Below are 20,124 nucleotides of genomic sequence, written 5' to 3' on the forward strand. Positions count from 1 at the left end.
TTCACGAATCCATGGGTGATTTCGCTCTCGGTACCCCCTACCACACGTGCACCACACGAATCGGGATCAACAGGCGGTCATGGGCTCTCCCGCCGTGAGGTGGTACGCGGCGCGCGCGTCGAGGAGCAGGGGCACCAGGGCGCGTGCGGGCTGCCGCAGCGGTACGCGTACGGAGCCGTCGCCGCCGTCCGGCCGCGTGACGCGCACGCCGTGGAGGGCGAGCTCGTCGTGGACACCGGCGTACTGAGCGGGGCTCAGGCGGTAGGCGCAGGGCGGGTCCTGGATGGTCTCCGCCGGCTCGGCCGGGTCGTTGTCGGCGCCGCCGAGGTGGACGGGGCCGCGGTCGGCCAGGCCGGCGAGCCGGGCCGTCGTGGTGGCCGCCTCGATGCGGCCGCGCCGCTCGTCGGCGTACCGCATGAGGCCGTCGAGGGCGGTGAGCTGGGTGGTGACGCGGCGGCGGTTGTTGACGGCGGTGTCCCGCTTCTCCTCGTCCGTGAGGGGCGTGACGCGCGTCTCGACGAGCAGGCCGACGGAGTGCTTGAGGCCGGCCGTGTTGCGCAGGATGCGCTCCTGGCCGTCGCCGGCGACCTGCTTGAGGGGCTCGCCGGTGGCGGGGTCGGTCCAGATGCCGTAGACGCCGCTGCTGAACCCGGCGCGCTCGGCGGCGGGGCGGACGTACGACTCGGACAGGCCGTGCGCCTCGTCGTGCACGCGCGCGTGGGTGTTGAGGTTGCGCGGCCACAGCGACAGCAGCGCCTTGTCGTAGTACGGCGGGGTGGCGTCGTACTCGTGCAGGTCGTACACGACGTCGGGGCGGTGGTCGCGCAGTACGGCGGCGAGGGCGCGGCCCTCGGCGGTCTTCAGGGCGACGTGGTCGCGGTTGACGTCGACGCCGTCGGCGTTGGTGCGGGTGTGGGCGGCGCGGCCGTCGGGGTTGGCGGTCGGCACGACGAGGACGGTCGTACGGGACAGGAAGCGCCGGGTGCCGGCGTCCTCGGCGTACGCGAGGTCGCGGACGGTGGTGAGGCAGGCTTCGCGGCCGGACGGTTCGTCACCGTGCTGGCTGCAGACGAGCAGCACGGTGTGGGGGGCACGGGCGGTGCCGACGGTCACGAGCTGGAGGGGCCTGCCCTGCTTCGTCGTACCGATGGTGGACGTCGACACGCGGTCGCTCGCCCGGTCGACGGCGGCGAGGAAGCGCTGTTCCTCGGCCTGGGTGGTCCAGCGGGCGCCCGCGCTCGCCTCGAAGCCGGTGCGCGGCGGCGCGGTGGCGGACGAGGCCTGTGACGCGGGGGCGGTGAGGAGCGGGAGGGCGAGGGCGGTGGCCGTGATGGAGAGGATGGCCGTGCGTATGTGGGGTCTCATCGGGCGCGGCCTCCCGCGACCGACGGTATCGGGGTCGTGGCGCGGGGCTCGGCGACACCGTCGAGCGGCGCCTTGCCCGGGGTGTGGGGCTTCGTGCCGGAGGTGGCGCGCAGGTACGCTCCCGCCCCGCCGACGACCGGCAGCTTCGCCCGGGTGCGGGCGAGGTCGAGGGTGAGGGTGGGCGTGCTCGCGGGCGGGTCGATGAGGCCCGCGTCGGTCCCGCCGATGACGAGCGCGAGGCGGTGCCCGGCGGGGACGACGTGGTCGGTGGCGGCGAGGTCGAGGGTGATGGTGTGGGCCTTGCCGGGGGTCAGCGGGCGGCCTTGCCGGTCGTCGGCCCAGTTGCCGAGGTCGGCCCAGCCCCGGCTGAAGACGGTGAAGTCGACGTCGGCCGTCTTGGCCTCGGTCTCCTTGAAGCAGGCGCTGTCGCCGGCCGTGCTCGCGCCCCAGCAGCTGCGCTCGGTCAGTGTGGTGATGCCTTCGCCGCGTGCCGCGTAGTCGCGGATGGTGTCGGGGCCGAGGTCGACGAGGACGGCGGTCAGGTGTGCGCTGGTGGTGTTCGGGGTGGCGGTGACGGTGACCGTGGCGGAGCCGGACAGGCGCAGGTCCTTGGCGAGCGGCCGGGAGACGAAGCCCGCCTTGGCCGGGGTGGACGTGTCGATGTGGGACGCCCAGTCGATCTCGCTCAGGCTCGGGTCGTCGGTGAAGGTCTCCGTCGTGCCCGGCCGCGCCGGGGCGAGCGACAGGGTGCCGACCCCGGGTGCCGCGCCCGTGCCGGGCCGCAGGGTGGTGGCGGCGGTGCCGCGCGGCGGCCAGACGCGGTCGGTGGACCACTGGTCGGGGGCGCGCTCGATGTCGGCCATCGGCTCGCGGTCGATGCCGTTGTCGTAGCCGAGGAGATGGTGGTCGAACCAGCGGTGCAGCGTGCGCACCCACTCGGCGCGGCGGAAGTCGAAGGGGTCGACGTGGCCGGTCTGGGAGAGCCAGATCTTGCGCTCGACGCCCTGCGAGGCGAGGGCGTCCCACCACTGGCCGAAGTGCTTGGCGCGGACGTTGAGGTCCTGCTGTCCGTGGACGACGAAGACGCTGGCCTTCACCTTGCCCGCGTCGGGGACGTAGTCCCGCTCGTCCCACAGGGGGGTCCGGTCGCCGGTGCGCGGCGCGCCGTCGACGAGGCGCTGCTGGACGTGGCCGCAGCGGGCGCGGGCGTCGGGGCTGTTGACGTGGTGCGAGAGCCATTCGGGGCCGGACTCGTAGAGCGGGGCGCCCTTGGCGAAGTAGTAGTCGTACCAGGAGGAGATGGCGCCGATCGGGACGATGGTCTTCAGGCCCTCGACGCCGGTGGCGGCGACGCCGTTGGCTATGGTGCCGTCCCAGCTCTTGCCGATCATGCCGGTGTCACCGGTGGTCCAGCCGGTGGCGCGGGCCCGCTCGGAGCCGGTGCGGCTGGTGTAGGCGGGGGCGCGGCCGTTCAGCCAGTCGACGACGGCCTTGGCGGACTGGATGTCGGAGGGTCCGCCGACGTCGTCGCAGCCGTCGGAGCGGTTGGTTCCGGCGAGGTCGACGGCGACGAAGGCGTACCCGCGCGGCACGAAGTAGTTGTCGTAGAAGAGGGGGAACTGGACGGGCCTGCCGTCGGCGTCGTACGTCTTCTTCTGGCTCTCGTTGCCGCGCCCGCAGCAGGAGTAGTACGGGCTGGCGTCCATGATCACGGGGACTTTGCGGCCCTGCTGCTCGGCCTCGCGCGGCCGGATGATGTCGGCGGCGACCCGGTCGGACTTCCCGTCGCGGTCGCCGTCGAGCCCGGTGTCGACCCAGACGGACTCGCGGACGGCGTCGTCGTACGCGTAGACGGGGGCGGACTCGCGGGGCGCACGGGACTCATGGGGCGGCGGCGCGGCGACGCCAGCGTCGCTCCGCGCGCTCGCCATCGGGGTCAGAGCGACGGTCAGCAGTGCGGCCGAAGCCGCCACAGCCAGGGATCTCCTCGCCGGGCGGGTGACGCGTACATGTAGGGGCATGGCCGGGAACGTACACGGGTCGACTGCCGCGCAAAAGAGTGCCGGAACGGCATCAAAGGGGCATGCGGGGCGGTGCGGGCGAGGGCGGTTCATGTCGGCCGAATGGCGATCGTGTGACGGATGGGGCCATGGACATGACTGTGCGGGAGAGGGCTGAATAACCTTCAGAAGATCTTATGGTCCTACGACTTGGAGAGCCTGACGTGCACCGCAGACTGATCGTCCCGAGCGCACTCGCGGTCTCGCTGATGCTGGCGATCCCGGCATCGGCCGCCGACTACGCCCCCGGCGCCGCCGGCATCGGCGACCCCTACTACCCGGCCAGTGGCAACGGCGGGTACGACGTGTCGCACTACGACCTGCGCCTGAAGTACCAGCCGAAGACCGACCTGCTGGAGGGCACGGCGACGATCCTCGCCACCACCAAGCAGAACCTGTCCCGCTTCAACCTGGACCTGGGGCTCAAGGCCAGCGAGGTGCGGGTGAACGGCACCCGGGCGAAGTTCGCCGCGACCGGCGACCACGAGCTGGAGATCACCCCGGCCACGCCGCTGGAGAAGGGCCGGGCGATCTCGGTCGTCGTGCGGTACGCGGGCAAGCCGTCCGAGCTGAAGATCGGCGGCTGGACGGCCTGGCACCGTACGCCGGACGGCGGTGTCGCCGCGCAGGAGCCGGATTCGGCCGTGTGGTGGTTCCCCTCCAACGACCACCCGCTGGACAAGGCGACGTACGACATCTCGGTCTCCGTCCCGGACGGCACACAGGCCATCTCCAACGGCGTCCTGCAGTCGCAGTCGTCGCGGCTCGGCTGGACGCGCTTCAACTGGCGCTCCAACAAGCCGCAGGCCACCTACCTCGCCACGCTCGCCGTCGGCAAGTTCGACATCACGACGGACAAGACCGACAAGGGGCTGCCCGTCCTCAACGCGTACAGCAAGGACCTCGGCGACAACGCGGGCGCGGCGCGCGCCAGCATCGAGCGCACCAAGGAGGTCGCCGAGTGGCTGGAGGAGGTCTTCGGACCGTACCCCTTCAACGCGCTCGGCGGGTACGTGCCCAACGTGACGAGCGGGTACGCCCTGGAGACGCAGACCCGGCCGTTCTACAGCCCCCGGCAGTTCGCCAACGGCGCGAACGTCTCGGTGGTCGTGCACGAGCTGGCGCACCAGTGGTACGGCGACAGCGTGTCGGTGGAGGGCTGGAAGGACATCTGGATCAACGAGGGCTTCGCCCGCTACAGCCAGTGGCTCTGGTCGGAGAAGGAGGGCGAGGGCACGGCGCAGGAGCTGGCGGACTACGTGTACGCCACGCGTGCGGCCGAGGACCCGTTCTGGACGGTCAAGCCGGGTGACCCGGGGCCGGACAAGCAGTTCGACATCGCCGTGTACGACCGGGGCGCGCTCGCGCTCCAGGCGCTGCGCAACGAGATAGGCGACGAGGACTTCTTCGCCATCCTCAAGGGCTGGCCGACCGAGCGGGCGTACGGCAACGCCAAGGTGAGCGACTTCGTGTCGTACGCCGAGCGGATCTCGGGCAAGCCGCTCGCCGGGCTCTTCGACACCTGGCTGTACCAGCCGTCGAAGCCGGAGGCGCCCACGGCGGCCGAGTCGGGGATCGCGGAGCGTTCGCGGGCGGCGACGGCAGCGGCGGACGGCCCCGCCCAGCCGAAGTCGTGGAAGAAGATCGCCGCGACGAACACGATCCACGACCACGGGCACGAGGACGGGCACGAGCACGACCACTGAGGCGTGCCGCCGGGAGCCGCCGCCGCCACCCTGCCGTGAGGGCGGCGGCTCCGCCGACCACTGCTGTCTGAGAGCGCTCTCACACGGAGCCCGGACCGGCTACCCTGCTCCTGTACGCGCACGACGCACCCGCGTACACGGTCCGCCGCGCCGCCGAGGAGCCCGCTTGCCCGCCCTGCCCGCACCGCCCGGCCCCGCCCCCGGGTCCCGGCCCACCCTGGAAGCCGTCGCGGCCCGCGCCGGGGTCTCCCGGGCCACGGTCTCACGCGTCGTGAACGGCGGCACGGGGGTGCGGGGACCCCTGGTGGAGAAGGTTCTCCGGGCGGTCGAGGAGCTCGGGTACATCCCCAACCACGCGGCCCGCACCCTGGTGACCCGCCGCAACGGCGCGGTGGCGGTGATCATCGCGGAGCCCGAGTTCCGGGTCTTCTCCGACCCGTTCTTCGAGCAGCAGGTGCGCGGCATCAGCCGCGAGCTGACCGCGCACGACTCCCAGCTGGTGCTGCTGTGGGTGGAGGGGCCGGGCGACTACGACCGGATCGGCCGCTACCTCGGCGGCGGGCACGTCGACGGTGCGCTCGCCTTCTCGGTGCACAACGACGACGAACTGCCCGCCATCATCCGGCGCGTCCAGGTCCCGGCGGTCTTCGGCGGCCGGCCGGGCTGGCCCGGTGCGACCGGCGGCCTCGCCGTGCCGTACGTCGACGCGGACAACCGCGGCGGCGCCCGCGAGGCCGTACGGCATCTGCTCGCCCTGGGCCGCGAGCGCGTCGCGCACATCGCCGGGCCGCGCGACCAGACCTCCGCGATGGACCGGCTCGACGGGTACCGGGACGTCCTGCTGGACGCCGGACCGGGCCTCATCGCGCAGGGCGACTTCACGGAGGAGAGCGGGGCCCGGGCGATGGCGGAGCTGCTGGAGCGCCGGCCGGACCTGGACGCGGTGTTCACCGCGAACGACCTGATGGCGTCGGGGGCCCTGCGCGTGCTGCGCGAGCGCGGGCTGCGGGTGCCCGAGGACGTGGCGCTGGTGGGCTTCGACGACATGACGTCGATCGCGGAGGCGACCGATCCGCCCCTGACGACGGTCCGCCAGGACATCGAGGGCATGGGCCGGCTCATGGTCCGGCTACTGATGCGCGTGCTGGGCGAGCGGGAAGGCGCCGAGCCCGGGGCGAGCAGCGCCCCGGGCTCGGTGATCATGCCGACGGAACTGGTCCGCCGGGCGTCGGCCTGACGACGGCGACGCGTACGGGATCTACCCGCACGGGGTCTACGCCTACAGGATCTACGCGTACGGGATGACGAGCACGGACCGGTCCGTACCGGTCTGGAGCTTGGCGGTGCCGTTGCCGATGGCGTGCCACACCTCCAGGCGTACGGTGCCGCCCCGGAGGTCGCCCAGGGTGCCGGTCGCCGACTTCAGGCCGCGCCCCTGCGTGTACTCCTCCCAGCCGGCCACCGGATCGGTGGCGAAGTAGTGGTACGTCTCCGTCCGCTCGGAGGTGCCGTCGCCGGTGAGGTCGTAGCTGACCCGGGCCTGCTGGCCGAGGCCGACCGTGGTGCCCGCGTCCACTTGGAGGCGGAAGGCGGTGGCGGCGCCGGGCTCCAGCGTGCCGTTGACGCCCTTCGCCTCGTACACCAGCGGCTGGTGCGGGGTGCCGTCGTGGTTGGCGCCGCCCGCCGAGGCGATGGTGTCGCTGCCGGCCGTCCCGTTCGCGGCGGTCGTCAGGGTGCCGCCGGTGCGCAGCTGGAAGGTGTCGCCGGTGGAGGGACCGGGCCCGGGGTCGGTGCCGCCGGTACCGGTGCCGGCGGCGGTCGACCGGGCCGGGACGGTGAGCTTCGCGCCGTCGGAGAAGGTCACGGTCCGGGCGGTGGAGCCGTGGTTGTGCGCCGCGTAGGTGCGTACCGTGCCCTTGGTGAAGACGGCCGACGTCGGGATGTCGCCGGTGACGGTGGCGTCGGGGGCGCCGAGCGCGTCCAGCGTGGCGATCCAGTGGTAGGTGTGGGCCTTGGACTCCCCCGCCTCCGGGGTGTACGCGGCGTGGCCCGCGTCCCACTTCGCCTTGGCGGCGGCGGGGTCGGCGAGGGCCTGGAACTCCCACAGGATGTCGCGCCATTCGACGGCCGGGCCGCCGTTCTCGCGCTCCATCTCGGCGAGGTTGCGCCGGATCGCCGCCTTCTCGGCGGCGAGGTGCAGGGAGCCTCCGGTCACGGGCAGGACGTTGATGCCGTGGATCTCCTCGGGGTTGGCGGTCCACCAGGTCGCGTAGGCGGCGCCGCTGCCCCACACCATGCCGGCCGTGTCGTGCGCGAAGGAGGCGGGGAAGACCTGCTGGTCGGCGTCGAACCAGTACTGCGTGATCGCCTCGGACTCCGTCGTCAGCAGGTACACGCCCAGGTCCCGCAGGGCGGTGTCCCCGGTGGCCGCGCCCCACAGCACCAGGCCCGCGCTGAGGTTGGTGGACTCCGACGACGACTCCTGGTTGTTGCCGGCGGCGAAGCCCTGGTGGCCGGAGGCCCAGCTGTGCCCGGCGTAGACGTCGAAGCCGCGCAGGAAGGGGAAGGCGGCGTCGGTGCGGCTGGGGTTGGCGGCATCGCGCACGAGCGTCTTGACCATGCCGCCCCAGGCGGAGTCGGCGGCCCAGGCGGGGTCGTACTGGGCGACGATCGCCGCCGCGTAGACGTAGTACGAGTAGTGGAAGTGGTGGTCGTTGAGCTCGGTGTCGCTGCCGTACGAGGCGGGGTAGCCGGTCAGCGTCTTCCACGTCCGGTCGTACGAGAACTCGTTGCCGCCGCCCACGGTGAACCAGTCCTGGAGGCGGCCCTTGAGGAGGCCGAGCAGCTTGTCGCGGACGGCGGTGTCGCCGGTCTGCTCGGCGAGCGGCACGAGCTGGGCGAGGCGGCCGAGGGCCTTGCCGGTCCAGTACGTGTCGGTGGCGCCTTGCAGCGGGTCGGGGGCGTTCGCGACCTCGTTCAGGTAGCCGCGCAGCCGGGCCGCGTCGACGCCGGACGTCTTCGGCAGGCCGGGCAGCACGGCGGCGGCCCGCTGGCTGGTCGTGAAGGACGTGCCCTCGCGGACCTTCATGGTGCCGCGCGGTGAGACGTACGTGTACGGGGTGAGGGCGTCCGCGGTGTTGAGCCACTGGTGGCGGTACAGGGCCTGGAGGGTGCCGGTCTCGGTGCCCTCCTGCGGCTGGGTGGTGAGGCTGTACGTGGCCCTGACCGTGCCCGCGCCGTGGCTCCAGGCGACCTGCGAGCCGGTCACGAAGCTGAAGGCGTACTTCCGGTAGGTGGCGAGCGCGTCGGTGGAGGGCAGGACGGCGAGCGAGAAGTAGTCCTTGCCGCCGAGGGCCGCCGTGAGCGTGGAGCCGGAGACGGTCCAGTCGGTGCCGGTGGGAGCGAACAGGGCGTAGTGGTGCCCGGCGACGGTGATGCCGAGGACGTTGCCCTGGTCGGCGAAGACGGTCGGGGCGGTGGCCGTGGTGACGCGTGCGCTGCCGCCGGTGCCCTTGGCGTAGACGAAGGGCAGGCCGTGGCCGATGGTCGTGCGGAGTGTGCGCGCCCCGTCGGACCAGTACGGCGTGACGGTCCAGTCGGACCAGGAGTCGGCCCTGGTGTCGGGCGAGTTGAGCCCCGTCAGGCCGAGGGTGAGGTCGCGCTTGTGGGCGTACTCGTACTGGCGGCCGTCCCCGACGATGGCGGGGGTCGTGGGGTAGCCGATGTCCAGGCCGGCGGCGGTGGCCTGGTAGGTGAGGGGGTGGCCGTACATGGGGGTGGACCAGGGGTTGTCGCCGTAGCGCTGGAAGGCGAGCGAGGACCACCAGTCGTTGGTGGGGACCGGCTTTCCCTGGGCCGCGGGTGTGACCTTGGGGGTGACCGGGGTGCCGGTGTTGGTGGTGGGGCCGGAGGTGCCGGCGGGGCGGGTGTCGGAGTAACCGCCCGCGCCGACGGGGACGGTGGCGGCGGCGGCCGGGGCGGCGGTGGGCCCGGCGAGGCCGAAGGTGGCCAGGGTGGTGGCCAGGAGCACTGCGGCTGATCGGGTGCGCGGGGATGGCATGGACTGCACCTCGAGGGGGATGGGGGGTGAGCGTTGAGAGCGCTCTCATATGGCCAGGAACGTAAAACTCCTAAAACAGCCTGTCAATACGCGGGGCGTAGGCGGCAGTTGACGCGCTCGCGCCGCCGTTACGCGTTCGAGTCTTGACGGCGCGGGGGCGGGCGGGGCACGCTCCGACGCAGCTTGTTTGAGAGCGCTCTCAGCACTCTCGGCGCCGTCCCGCTCCCCCGAAGCCAAGGGAGGCTTCCCATGCCCATCGCCCGAGCCGCCAGAAGGGCCGCCGTCCGACTCGGCGCGGTCGCGCTCACCGGGGCCCTGCTCGCCGGCTGCGGAGCCGGCGCCTCCGACGAGGCGTCCGACGGCACGGTCACGCTCACCGTCGACCTCTTCGGCTCCTTCGGCTACAAGGAGGCCGGACTCTACGCCGAGTACGAGAAGCTGCACCCCGGCATCACGATCAAGCAGACCGACACCGAGGACGAGCAGGACTACTGGAAGTCCCTCCAGACCCGGCTCGCGGGCGGCGGCGGCCTCGCCGACGTCCAGGGCATCGAGGTCGGCCGCATCGCGTCCGTCACGCAGCAGCAGGCCGACAAGTTCGAGGACCTGACGAAGTACGGGGCGGACAAGCTCAAAGGCCAGTTCGCCGAGGCGAAGTGGTCGGCGGCGACCACCAAGGACGGGCGCGTCCTCGGGCTCGGCACCGACGTGGGCCCCGAGGCGATGTGCTACCGCACCGACCTCCTCAAGCAGGCCGGGCTGCCCACGGACCGCACCGAGTTGGCCGCACGGTGGTCCACCTGGGACGGCTACCTGGAGCTGGGCAAGCAGTACAAGGCGAAGGCCCCCGGCAAGAGCGCCTGGCTCGACAGCGTGGGCAGCCTCTTCACGATCATGATCGGCCAGGAGGAGGAGCGGTACTACAACGCCTCCGGCGAGCTCGTCTACGACAAGAACCCCGCCGTCAAGGCCGCGTGGGACACGGCGGTCGAGGCGGCCGAGGCCGGCCTGAGCGCCAAGCTCGACCAGTGGTCGCCCCAGTGGAACCAGGCCTTCGCGGCCGGGTCCTTCGCGACGATCCCGTGCCCCGCGTGGATGCTCGGCTACATCAAGGGCCAGGCCGGGGACGCCGGGCGCGGCAAGTGGGACATCGCCAAGCTGCCGGGCGGTGCGGGGAACTGGGGCGGCTCGTACCTGACCGTGCCGCGCGCGGCGAAGCACAAGAAGGAGGCGTACGAGCTCATCCAGTGGCTCACCGCGCCCGAGCAGCAGGCCAAGCTCTTCCGCGCGCAGGGCAACTTCCCGTCCTCCACGGGCGCCATCGCGACGATCGCGGACGCCACGGACCCGTACTTCTCGGGCGCGCCCATCGGGCGGATCTTCGGCGAGGCGGCGAAGGAGGCGCCGGTGCAGGTGCTGGGCGTGCACGACAAGAACGTGGCGGACCAGATCACGAACGCGCTCAGCGAGGTGGAGCGCAAGGGGACGGCGCCTGAGAAGGCGTGGTCCACCGCGAGGAAGGGCGTCGCGAACGCGACGGGCTGAGGGTTCCTCCGGGGCCAGCGGCTTGGCCCCTGCTGGGTACGGTGCCGTGCCGTGCGGCGCCCGCGTGGTTCGGCTGCCGCCGGTGGGTGGCGGTGCGGGGCCCCTCCGGGCTCGACTCCTCGACGCCGGCGGCCTTGGGTTCGTACGGACGCGGAACAGTCTCGGCGCCTCCCCCGTAGCCCTTCGGGCACGGGAGGTACCCCCATCCGCTGCGGGGACGACCCTGCACGGCCCCGCCCCGAGGCCGTCGCCCGACTGCGGACCGGTGCCCACTGAGCATGCGCGCACCGGCGGCGGGAGGGACCACGCACGTGAGGGGGACGGAGGCGGAGCGTGGGGGGTGGCCGGACGTCAAACGACTGAACGCGCGCGAAGCGCGGTGAACGAGAGTCCGGCCGCCCCCCACCGGAGCCCCCGGCACCCGACCCACGCCCACCGGGCACAAGCCACCGCCCCGCTCAACCCCGTAACCGCGCAACCACTTCGTACCGAAGGGCCCCGTACCGTGACCCTCTCCGCACCACCCGCCGCCGCGCGCGGCGCGACGTACCGGCGCATATGGCAGGCGGCCTCGCCGTACGCGTACATCGCGCCGTTCTTCACGCTCTTCGCCGCCTTCGGTCTCTTCCCGCTCCTCTACACCGCGTTCGTCTCGCTCTACCGCGTCGAGCTCCAGACCCCGGGTGACATGCAGTGGCGCGGCCTCGGCAACTACACCGCGCTCTTCGCCGACGACTTCTTCTGGATCTCGCTGCGCAACACCTTCACCATCGGGGTGATTTCCACCGTCCCGCAGCTGGTGATGGCGCTGGGCCTGGCGCACCTGCTCAACTACAAGCTCCGCGGCCGTACGTTCTTCCGGACGGCGATGCTGCTGCCGTACGCGACGTCCGTCGCCGCCGCGACGCTGGTGTTCGCGCAGCTCTTCGGGCGGGACTTCGGGCTGGTGAACTACCTGCTGGGCGTGGTCGGGGTCGGGCCGGTGGACTGGCAGACGGGGACGGTCGCCTCGCAGGTCGCGGTGTCGACGATCGTCATCTGGCGGTGGACCGGCTACAACGCCCTGATCTACCTCGCGGGCATGCAGTCCATCCCGACGGAGCTGTACGAGGCCGCGGAGATGGACGGCGCGTCGCGCTGGCGCCAGTTCGTGCATGTCACGCTGCCGGGCCTGCGCCCGACGATCGTGTTCACGGTGGTGGTGTCGACGATCGGGGCGACGCAGCTCTTCGGGGAGCCGCTGCTCTTCGAGGGCAGTGTGTCGGGGGGCATCTCGCACCAGTACCAGACGCTCGGGCTGTACCTGTACGAGCAGGGCTGGGGCTTCTTCCACCTGGGCCGGGCGGCCGCGGTCGCCTGGGTGATGTTCCTGCTGATCCTGGTACTGGTCGGGGTCAACGCCCTGGTCGTGCGCCGCCGTGCCCGCAAGGAGGCCGTCCGATGACCGTGAAGCGACGCGCGGGGCGCACGTTGCACGGGGGGCGCGTGGCGTACGCGGTCCTGATCGCCGCGGTGCTCGTCTCCGCCTTCCCGTTCTACTGGACGATCGTCGCCGCGAGCCGCTCGAACGCGGATCTGGCGCAGGTGCCGCCGGCGCTGCTGCCGGGCCCGAACCTGATGCGGAACGTCGAGGCGGTGCTGGAGGAGGCGGACATCGGCACGGCGTTGCTGAACTCCCTGATCGTGTCGGGTTCGATCACCGTCGGTACGGTGCTGTGCTGCACGCTCGCCGGGTTCGCCTTCGCCAAGCTGCGCTTCCGCGGCCGGGGGGCGCTGCTGGCGGTGACCGTGGGGACGATGATGATCCCGCCGCAGCTGGGCGTGATCCCGCTGTTCATGCTGATCGCGAAGCTGGAGTGGGTGAACCAGCTGCAGTCGGTGATCCTGCCGGGGCTGGTGTCGGCGTTCGGGGTGTTCTTCATGCGCCAGTTCCTGGTGCAGTCGCTGCCGGACGAGTTGATCGAGGCCGCGCGGGTGGACGGCGCGTCGAACGCGCGGATCTTCTGGTCGATCGTGGTGCCGGTGGCACGGCCCGGGATGGCCGTGCTGGGCATGCTGACGTTCATGGCGGCCTGGAACGACTTCTTCTGGCCCATCGTGGCGCTGTCCTCGCAGAACCCGACCGTGCAGGTCGCGCTGCGCCAGCTGGGCGGCGGCTATGTGCACGACCAGTCCGTGATCATGGCGGGCACGCTGCTCGGCACCCTTCCCGTGCTGCTGGTCTTCGGCCTGCTGGGCCGGCAGATCGTCGGCGGCATCATGCAGGGCGCCGTCAAGGGCTGACCTGCGGTTCCTTCCTCTCCTTCTCTTGCGTTGGGAGTCTCATGACCGAGCTCACCTTCCCGGACGGCTTCCGCTGGGGCACGGCCACGGCCGCGTACCAGATCGAGGGTGCCGCCGACGAGGACGGCCGGACGCCGTCCATCTGGGACACCTTCAGCCGTACGCCGGGCAAGGTCCGCAACGGCGACACGGGGGACATCGCCGCCGACCACTACCACCGGATGCGCGAGGACGTCGCGCTGATGAAGGACCTGGGGGTGACGGACTACCGGTTCTCGGTGGCGTGGCCGCGTGTGCAGCCCACGGGGCGGGGGCCCGCGGTCCAGAAGGGGCTGGACTTCTACCGGCGGCTCGTGGACGAGTTGCGGGCCGCGGACATCCGGCCGGTGGCCACCCTCTACCACTGGGACCTGCCGCAGGAGCTGGAGGACGCGGGCGGCTGGCCGCAGCGGGAGACGGCGGAGCGGTTCGCCGAGTACGCCACGCTGGTGGCGGGCGCGCTGGGTGACCGGGTCGCCACCTGGACGACGCTGAACGAGCCGTGGTGCGCGGCCTTCCTCGGGTACGCCTCGGGGGTGCACGCGCCGGGCCGCACGGACCCGGTCGCGTCGCTGCGCGCCGCGCACCACCTGAACCTGGCGCACGGGCGCGCGGTGCAGGCGTTGCGGACCGCTCTTCCGGCGGCGGCCGAGGTCTCGCTGACGCTGAATCTCCATGCGGTGAGAGCGCTCTCGGGCTCGGAGGCGGACCGGGACGCGGCGCGGCGCGTGGACGCGCTGGGCAACCGGCTCTTCCTGGACCCGGTCTTTCACGGGCGGCTGCCCTCGGACCTGGTGGCGGACACGGCGGCGCTGACGGACTGGTCGTTCGTGCGGGACGGGGACCTGGAGGTGACGTCCGCGCCGGTCGACTCGCTGGGGATCAACTACTACTCCCCCACGGTCGTCGGGGCGGGCACGTCCGCGTCGCCGTCGCCCTGGCCCGGCGCGGAGGGGCACGTCCGCTTCGTACCGGCGCCGGGTCCGCGTACGGCGATGGACTGGCCGGTGGACGCCGACGGGCTGTACGAGCTGCTGGTACGGCTGCGTGACGAGCTGCCCGCCGTACCACTGATGGTGACGGAGAACGGCGCGGCCTACGACGACTACGCCGATCCGTCGGGCGACGTCCACGACCCCGAGCGGGTGGCGTACCTGCGCGCGCACATCTCCGCGGTGCACCGGGCGCTGGCGGACGGTGTGGACGTGCGCGGCTACTTCCTGTGGTCGCTGCTGGACAACTTCGAGTGGGCGTACGGCTACGGCAAGAGGTTCGGCATCGTGCACGTGGACTTCGCGTCCCAGCGGCGTACGCCGAAGGACAGTGCGCGGTGGTACGCGGACGTCATCGCGCGGGGCGGGCTGCCGGGCTGAGGCGGTGCCGCCGGCGCGCCTCGCGGGCGAGAGGGAGGTAGCGCAGGCGTTCGGGCAGGGCGGGGACGACGGCTCGTACGACCCGGCCGAAGCGGCGCAGCGCGCGCTCCTGCCCGTCCGTCCACTCCAGGCCGAGGGCGGCGCGCGCGTCGGGCGGCATGAGGCCGATGGTGACGAAGCGGCGGAAGCGGGCGAGCGGCGGCAGCAGGACCGGCCACAGGGCGCGCAGGAGGAGCCGCGCCAGGAGGGGTCCGCGGTCGGGCGGGGGCACCGGGCTGTCGGTGGCGACGAGCTCGCGGACGACGACGGTGGCCTCGATCTCCTCGGCGAGGACCTTGCGGTAGTACGGCCAGAAGTCCTCGATGGTCTGCGGCATGTCGCGGTCGTGGAGGCCGAGGATCCGGCCGACCTGGAGCCACTCGGCGTACAGCTGCCGCTCCTGTGCCCCGGTCATGGGGCGGACGAGGTAGCGGTAGGCGTGGTGGAAGACGGGGAAGCCGGTGGCGTGGACCCAGGCGTAGTTGGCCGGGGTGAGGGCGTGGTAGCGGCGGCCGCGGGTGTCGGTGCCCTGGATGGTCTTGTGGAGCCGCCGGAGCCTGCGCCCCTCCTCGGCGGCGGCCTCGCCCCCGTACACCCACAGCTGGAGCGAGCGCAGGGAGCGCTCGCCGCGGCCCCAGGGGTCGGTGCGGAAGACGGAGTGCTCGTCGACGCCGGCGCCGACGGCGGGGTGGGCGACCTGGAGGGTGAGGGCGGCGGGCAGCATGAGCAGGCCGCGTATGTCGCCCGCGAGGGTCCACAGCACGCCGCCGGGGGGTGGCGGTGCCGGGTCTGCTGCTGCCATGGCCGACGTGCTCCTCGGTGCGGTTCCGGGGCCCGGGGTGGGCCCCGTTACCAGTATCGATCACCGGGGGCGAGACGCGGGCCTGGGGTCAGCGGCGGTCGGCGGTGCGGGCGGAGACGGGCTCGCCGATGATCCGCTCGGCGAGGGTCCGCGCCCATGCCTCCACGTCGTCGGCGAGGCGGGACTCGGCGGCGGCGCGCTCCTCCGCGATGCGGGCGTGCCCGGCGGTGAGGATCCGCTCGCGCTCGCGCGCCCCCTCCTCGCGGGCGGCGGTGAGGGCGGCCGCGCCCTGCTCGTGCGCCTCGGCGCGGATGCGGGCGGCGTCGTGCCGCGCCGAGGCGAGCTCGGCCTCGTACTGGGTACGCAGCTGGGCGGCCTGCTCGCGCAGTTCCTCGGCGCGGTCGGTGCCGCCCTCGATGGCGTCCTGGCGCTGCTGCAGGGTGCGGTTGATCCGGGGCAGGATCACCTTGGCCATGATGAGGAAGGTGGCGCCGAAGAACACGACGCCGATGATGAGTTCCGCCCATACGGGGTTGAGCGGGCCGAGATCGAAGGGGAACACCTCGGCGTTCCGGGCAAGAGTCACCGTCGAGTCCATGTCCGGATCCTACCGAGTCATCTCGATCCGTCCCGACCGGTCGGGGCGGGACACGAGCGGTGTTGACGGGAGTTGACGCGGCGGCCCCCGCGTTCCGTCCTGGTCGCCGTGACGCCGCCGGACCGCTCCGTCGGTGACGCGCGGGCACGTCGCGTACCGTGCGGCCGCATGCATGTGGTTGCCGTACTGGCTCTTGACGGAGTGTCAGCGCTCGGCTTGACCATCCCCTGCCAGGTGTTCGCCTTCGCGCGCAGGCCCGACGGGTCGGCCGCCTACGAGATCCGGGTCTGCGCGGACCGCGCCGTCACCACGCGGGCGGGTGAAGCGGAGCCCTTCCGCCTCACCGCGCCGTACGCCCTGGCCGACGCCCGCGGCGCGGACACCCTCATCGTCCCGGGCATCGCCGCCGACCAGACGCCGCACCCGCGGGTGGTCCGGCTGCTGAGGGAGGCGGCGGCCTCGGGATCACACATCGCCTCCTTCTGCACGGGCGCCTTCGTCCCAGCCCGGGCCGGACTGCTCGAAGGGCGCCGGGCGACGACGCACTGGCGCTTCGCGGACGACCTCGCCGCGCGGTACCCCGACGTGACCGTGGGGGCGGATCTGCTGGTCGTGCCGGGCGGTGGATACGCCCGCCGGGACAGCCCCGGCGTCTGGGCCGAGATCCAGCGTGGCACGCTGCCGAAGGCCCAGGCCGTGGCGGCGCGGCCCGGCCTCACCGTCAGCGCGCTGTGCACGGGGACGATGCCGCTCTCGGCGGCCGGTCTGACGCGGAACCGGCCCTGCACCACCCACCACAGAGCACGGCAGGATTTCCAGGACCAGGGCGGCGTGGTGAAGAACGCCCGGGTCGTCGACGACGGTGACCTGGTGACCGCCGGCGGTGTCACATCCGGGCTGGACCTGGGCCTCTGGCTCGTACGCCGGGAACTGGGTCCGGACGCCGCGACCGGCCTGGAGGCCATGCTCGAGTACGAGGCGCGCGGCACGGTGTGGACGTCGGCCGCCGCGGCGCGCTGAGCCCTCCGGCTCTCGGCGGTGTCCACCCTGTCGGGCACCGCCGCGACAAGGTCCGGCGCAACCGCGGCCTTTCCCTCACGCGTCGGGAAAGGTCCACCCGATGGCTACCGGAAAGTAACCGCAGATGATGTGATGTGCGGCGCCACGTCCAAACCCCCCTCACTCCGCAGGAGTTCGTCGTGCCACGTCCCCTGATCCGCCGCTCCCTGTCCGCCGCGGTGCCCGTGGTGCTCGCCGCCGCCACGCTGGGCGCCACCGCGCCCTCGGCGTCCGCCGCCGCCGGAACGCCGCACCTCAAGGTCCTCTCGTACAACGCGTTCCTGTTCAGCAAGAACCTCTACCCGAACTGGGGCCAGGACCACCGGGCGGCGGAGATCCCCAAGACGGGCTTCTACCAGGGCAACGACGTGGTCGTTCTCCAGGAGGCGTTCGACAACGGCGCCTCCGACGCACTGCTGCGCAACTCCGCCGCCCAGTACCCGTACCAGACGCCGGTGATGGGGCGCGGCAAGGACGGCTGGGACGCCACCAGCGGAGCGTACTCGGCAACGACGCCGGAGGACGGCGGGGTCACCGTGCTGAGCAAGTGGCCGATCGTGCGCAAGGAGCAGTACGTCTACAAGGACGCGTGCGGCGCGGACTGGTACTCCAACAAGGGCTTCGTCTACGCGGTGCTGAACGTGAACGGCACGCGCGTCCATGTGGTGGGCACGCACGCCCAGTCGACGGACCCGGGCTGCTCGGCGGGCGAGGCCGCCCAGGTGCGCAGCCGGCAGTTCAAGGCGATGGACGCCTTCCTGGACGCGAAGAACATCCCGGCGTCCGAGCAGGTGCTGGTGGCCGGCGACTTCAACGTCGACTCGCACAGCGCCGAGTACGCCGCCATGCTCGGTGACGCGGGCCTGGCGGGCGCGGACGCGCGCACGGGGCACCCGTACTCCTTCGACACCGAGCAGAACTCGATCGCCGCGGAGCGCTACCCCGACGACCCGCGCGAGGACCTGGACTACGTCCTGCACCGCGCCGGTCACGCGCGGCCCGCCGGCTGGACCAACGAGGTGATCAAGGAGCAGAGCGCGCCCTGGACGGTGTCGAGCTGGGGCAAGCGGTACACGTACACGAACCTGTCCGACCACTACCCGGTCGTGGCGTCCGGCCGGTAGGCGCCGGTCGCCGGCCAGTCGCCGACGGCTCGCAGGCGCGAGCGCTTCGCAGCTGGTCGGAGGCGGTATCTCCGCAGTGGCTGCAGGGGTGTTGAGCTGCCATGGTGGTGTCCATGACGGGCCATGGACACCACCATCACCACCAGCCGCACGAGCGGATCGACGCCGCGCTGGAAGGGTCGGCGGAGGGCCTGCGCACCCTGTGGTTCTCCTTCGGGGTGCTGGCCGCGACGACCGTCGCCCAGGCGGTCGTCGCCGTGCTGTCGGGTTCGGTGGCGCTGCTCGGCGACACCGTGCACAACGCCACGGACGCGCTGACGGCGCTGCCGCTCGCGCTCGCCTTCGTCCTCGGGCGGCGGGGCGCCACGCGCCGCTACACGTACGGCTACGGGCGCGCCGAGGACCTCGCGGGCGTGTTCGTGGTGCTGGTGATCGCGGCGTCGGCCGTGTTCGCCGGGTACGAGGCGGTGCGGCGGCTGCTGGAGCCGCAGCCGGTCAGTCATCTGCCGGCGGTCGCGGCCGCCGGGCTGGTGGGGTTCGCGGGCAACGAGTGGGTGGCCCGTGCCCGGATCCGCACCGGCAGGCGCATCGGGTCGGCCGCGCTGGTCGCCGACGGGCTGCACGCCCGCACGGACGGGTTCACCTCGCTCGCCGTGCTGCTGGGCGCGGGCGGCGCGGCGCTGGGGTGGCGGTGGGCGGACCCGTTGATCGGGCTCGCCATCACGGCCGCGATCCTGCTCGTCCTGCGGGGCGCGGCGCGGGAGGTCTGGCACCGGCTGATGGACGCGGTGGACCCGGCCCTGGTGGACCGTGCGGAGCACGCGCTCGCCCACGTCGAGGGCGTACGGGGCGTGGGGGCCGTGCGGATGCGGTGGCTGGGCCATGCGCTGCGCGCCGAGACGTCCGTCGTGGTCGACCCGTCGCTGACGGTCGTCCAGGCGCACGCGGTGGCGGTCGCGGCGGAGCACGCCTTGCTGCACGGCGTGCCCCGGCTGGCCTCGGTGACCGTCCACGTGGACCACGGCCACGCGGCGGACGCGGACCCGCATGAGGTGCTGGCGCACCACTTCCCGGCCGTGGACGGCCGGAGCGCGTAATCCCCCCCGGCCGCCGGCGAACGTCGGGGCGGGATAGCGGCGCGACCTTTCCGGAAAATCAACGGAACCGCATTTCGGTATCCACGTACGGCATGTGCCGTATACGCGCGGCGCGCACGGCGGGGCGAATGTGGCGGGTGATTGCCATTCCAGGGTCGGCCTGGCGCACGAGGGAATGAGCACCACATCACCGTCGGGACATCCGTCCGACGCCTCCCCGAAAGCGCGCGGTCCTTGGAATGTGTCCGCGCGCCATTCGGGAACCACCGAAAGGGAAAAGCGATGTATCAGAATTCCCTCAGCGCCGTCGTCAGCTCCGCCTGCAAGGGCGAGCCGGTCATGATCGTGCACCAGCTCAGTGGCGGCTACATCACCAAGGAGTGGGACCTCCAGATCCGCACGTATCCCCTGTCGACCATCAACGACAAGAAACACCTGTGGAAGATCATCTGTGAGGACGTACGCGACGGCAACGTCGTCTACCGTCTGCAAAGCGCCATGACGGACGAGAAGCAGATGGCGATCGACCCCAACAACCCCACCGGAACGGGCATTCTGCTCCAGGACGCCCGCCCGCTCAACGAAGAGGGCCAGCGGGCCGACGTTCAGCGCTGGTACATCCTCCCCTCCGGCAACGGCTGCTGGACCATCGTTCCGTTCCTCCGTCCCGATCTCGTCCTCGGGCCGATGGACAAGCAGGTGGGCATCAATGTCTGCTTCCGGCTCGTCGAAGTCGTGGGCAACGTGACTCCCACCACCAGTTGCGTCCAGTTCGCTCCGCCCACCCCGCCCAAGGACCCCGCTTGCGAAGGCGCGGGCACGGCCGGCCCCCAGGCCCGCCGCGTCTGACCTCCGGCCGCGTACAGGCTCCGCCACCGCGGTCCGCCCGGCGCCGGCGCGTCCGCCATGGGCGGGCGCGCCGTCGGCTCGGCGGAGCCGACGCCCACCGCCGGGACCGGACAACACGTGGACGG

General features: G+C 72.4%; 15 protein-coding genes. 10 read left to right on the forward strand and 5 right to left on the reverse strand.

The features are described from left to right. Positions 1-66: 66 nt before the first annotated feature. Together ABZX67_RS05960 and ABZX67_RS05965 are read right to left on the reverse strand one after the other, a co-directional pair. Complete coding sequence (locus ABZX67_RS05960; RefSeq protein WP_355355169.1) at positions 67-1,365, reverse strand: M14 family metallocarboxypeptidase; 1,299 nt, start codon at positions 1,363-1,365, stop codon at positions 67-69. Next, the gene (locus tag ABZX67_RS05965; RefSeq protein ID WP_355355172.1) at positions 1,362-3,386 is read right to left on the reverse strand and encodes a Xaa-Pro dipeptidyl-peptidase; all 2,025 of its coding nucleotides are present in this window, start codon (positions 3,384-3,386) and stop codon (positions 1,362-1,364) included. The genes ABZX67_RS05960 and ABZX67_RS05965 overlap by 4 nt, the downstream gene beginning before the upstream one ends. Before the next feature lie 203 nt (positions 3,387-3,589). Here ABZX67_RS05965 and ABZX67_RS05970 point away from each other — a divergent pair, with 203 nt between their 5' ends. Both ABZX67_RS05970 and ABZX67_RS05975 read left to right on the forward strand, forming a co-directional pair. Beyond that, a complete protein-coding gene (locus ABZX67_RS05970) occupies positions 3,590-5,131 on the forward strand; it encodes a M1 family metallopeptidase (RefSeq protein WP_355355175.1) in 1,542 nt (513 codons plus the stop codon). 175 nt (positions 5,132-5,306) lie between these two features. Further along, positions 5,307-6,368, forward strand: a complete 1,062-nt coding sequence (locus ABZX67_RS05975; RefSeq protein WP_355355259.1) for a LacI family DNA-binding transcriptional regulator — start codon at positions 5,307-5,309, stop codon at positions 6,366-6,368. Positions 6,369-6,419: 51 nt separating this feature from the next. On the opposite strand, the gene ABZX67_RS05980 is transcribed toward ABZX67_RS05975, so the two are convergent. Then, on the reverse strand, positions 6,420-9,191 hold the full coding sequence (locus tag ABZX67_RS05980; protein WP_355355178.1) for a glycosyl hydrolase: 2,772 nt from the start codon (positions 9,189-9,191) through the stop codon (positions 6,420-6,422). A gap of 249 nt (positions 9,192-9,440) precedes the next feature. Here ABZX67_RS05980 and ABZX67_RS05985 point away from each other — a divergent pair, with 249 nt between their 5' ends. From ABZX67_RS05985 to ABZX67_RS06000, 4 genes are all read left to right on the forward strand, one after another. After that, positions 9,441-10,736, forward strand: coding sequence for an extracellular solute-binding protein (locus tag ABZX67_RS05985; RefSeq protein WP_355355180.1), 1,296 nt, complete (start codon positions 9,441-9,443; stop codon positions 10,734-10,736). Positions 10,737-11,241: 505 nt separating this feature from the next. Then, positions 11,242-12,180 carry a sugar ABC transporter permease gene (locus ABZX67_RS05990; protein WP_355355183.1) on the forward strand — a complete coding sequence of 313 codons (939 nt, stop codon included), beginning with the start codon at positions 11,242-11,244 and terminating at the stop codon, positions 12,178-12,180. Then, a complete protein-coding gene (locus ABZX67_RS05995; RefSeq protein ID WP_355355186.1) occupies positions 12,177-13,019 on the forward strand; it encodes a carbohydrate ABC transporter permease in 843 nt (280 codons plus the stop codon). Before ABZX67_RS05990 ends, ABZX67_RS05995 begins: the two co-directional genes overlap by 4 nt. Positions 13,020-13,060: 41 nt before the next feature. Then, positions 13,061-14,431 carry a GH1 family beta-glucosidase gene (locus ABZX67_RS06000; RefSeq protein WP_355355189.1) on the forward strand — a complete coding sequence of 457 codons (1,371 nt, stop codon included), beginning with the start codon at positions 13,061-13,063 and terminating at the stop codon, positions 14,429-14,431. Here ABZX67_RS06000 and ABZX67_RS06005 read toward each other — a convergent pair. Both ABZX67_RS06005 and ABZX67_RS06010 read right to left on the reverse strand, forming a co-directional pair. Then, positions 14,403-15,272: an oxygenase MpaB family protein gene (locus ABZX67_RS06005; RefSeq protein WP_355355192.1), complete on the reverse strand. Its 870-nt coding sequence runs from the start codon at positions 15,270-15,272 to the stop codon at positions 14,403-14,405. The genes ABZX67_RS06000 and ABZX67_RS06005 overlap by 29 nt on opposite strands. A gap of 88 nt (positions 15,273-15,360) precedes the next feature. Then, positions 15,361-15,870, reverse strand: a complete 510-nt coding sequence (locus tag ABZX67_RS06010) for a hypothetical protein (protein WP_355355195.1) — start codon at positions 15,868-15,870, stop codon at positions 15,361-15,363. 168 nt (positions 15,871-16,038) lie between these two features. Between ABZX67_RS06010 and ABZX67_RS06015 the strand changes: the two genes are divergently transcribed. From ABZX67_RS06015 to ABZX67_RS06030, 4 genes are all read left to right on the forward strand, one after another. Continuing rightward, positions 16,039-16,890, forward strand: a complete 852-nt coding sequence (locus ABZX67_RS06015) for a DJ-1/PfpI family protein (protein WP_355355198.1) — start codon at positions 16,039-16,041, stop codon at positions 16,888-16,890. A 206-nt stretch (positions 16,891-17,096) separates the two neighbouring features. After that, positions 17,097-18,053 carry a sphingomyelin phosphodiesterase gene (sph, locus tag ABZX67_RS06020; protein ID WP_355355262.1) on the forward strand — a complete coding sequence of 319 codons (957 nt, stop codon included), beginning with the start codon at positions 17,097-17,099 and terminating at the stop codon, positions 18,051-18,053. 113 nt (positions 18,054-18,166) lie between these two features. Further along, positions 18,167-19,150 carry a cation diffusion facilitator family transporter gene (locus ABZX67_RS06025; protein WP_355355201.1) on the forward strand — a complete coding sequence of 328 codons (984 nt, stop codon included), beginning with the start codon at positions 18,167-18,169 and terminating at the stop codon, positions 19,148-19,150. 282 nt (positions 19,151-19,432) lie between these two features. Then, positions 19,433-19,999 carry a hypothetical protein gene (locus ABZX67_RS06030; protein WP_355355204.1) on the forward strand — a complete coding sequence of 189 codons (567 nt, stop codon included), beginning with the start codon at positions 19,433-19,435 and terminating at the stop codon, positions 19,997-19,999. Positions 20,000-20,124: the final 125 nt, after the last annotated feature.

This window comes from Streptomyces sp. NPDC003036, from assembly GCF_040611175.1.
GTDB lineage: Bacteria > Actinomycetota > Actinomycetes > Streptomycetales > Streptomycetaceae > Streptomyces.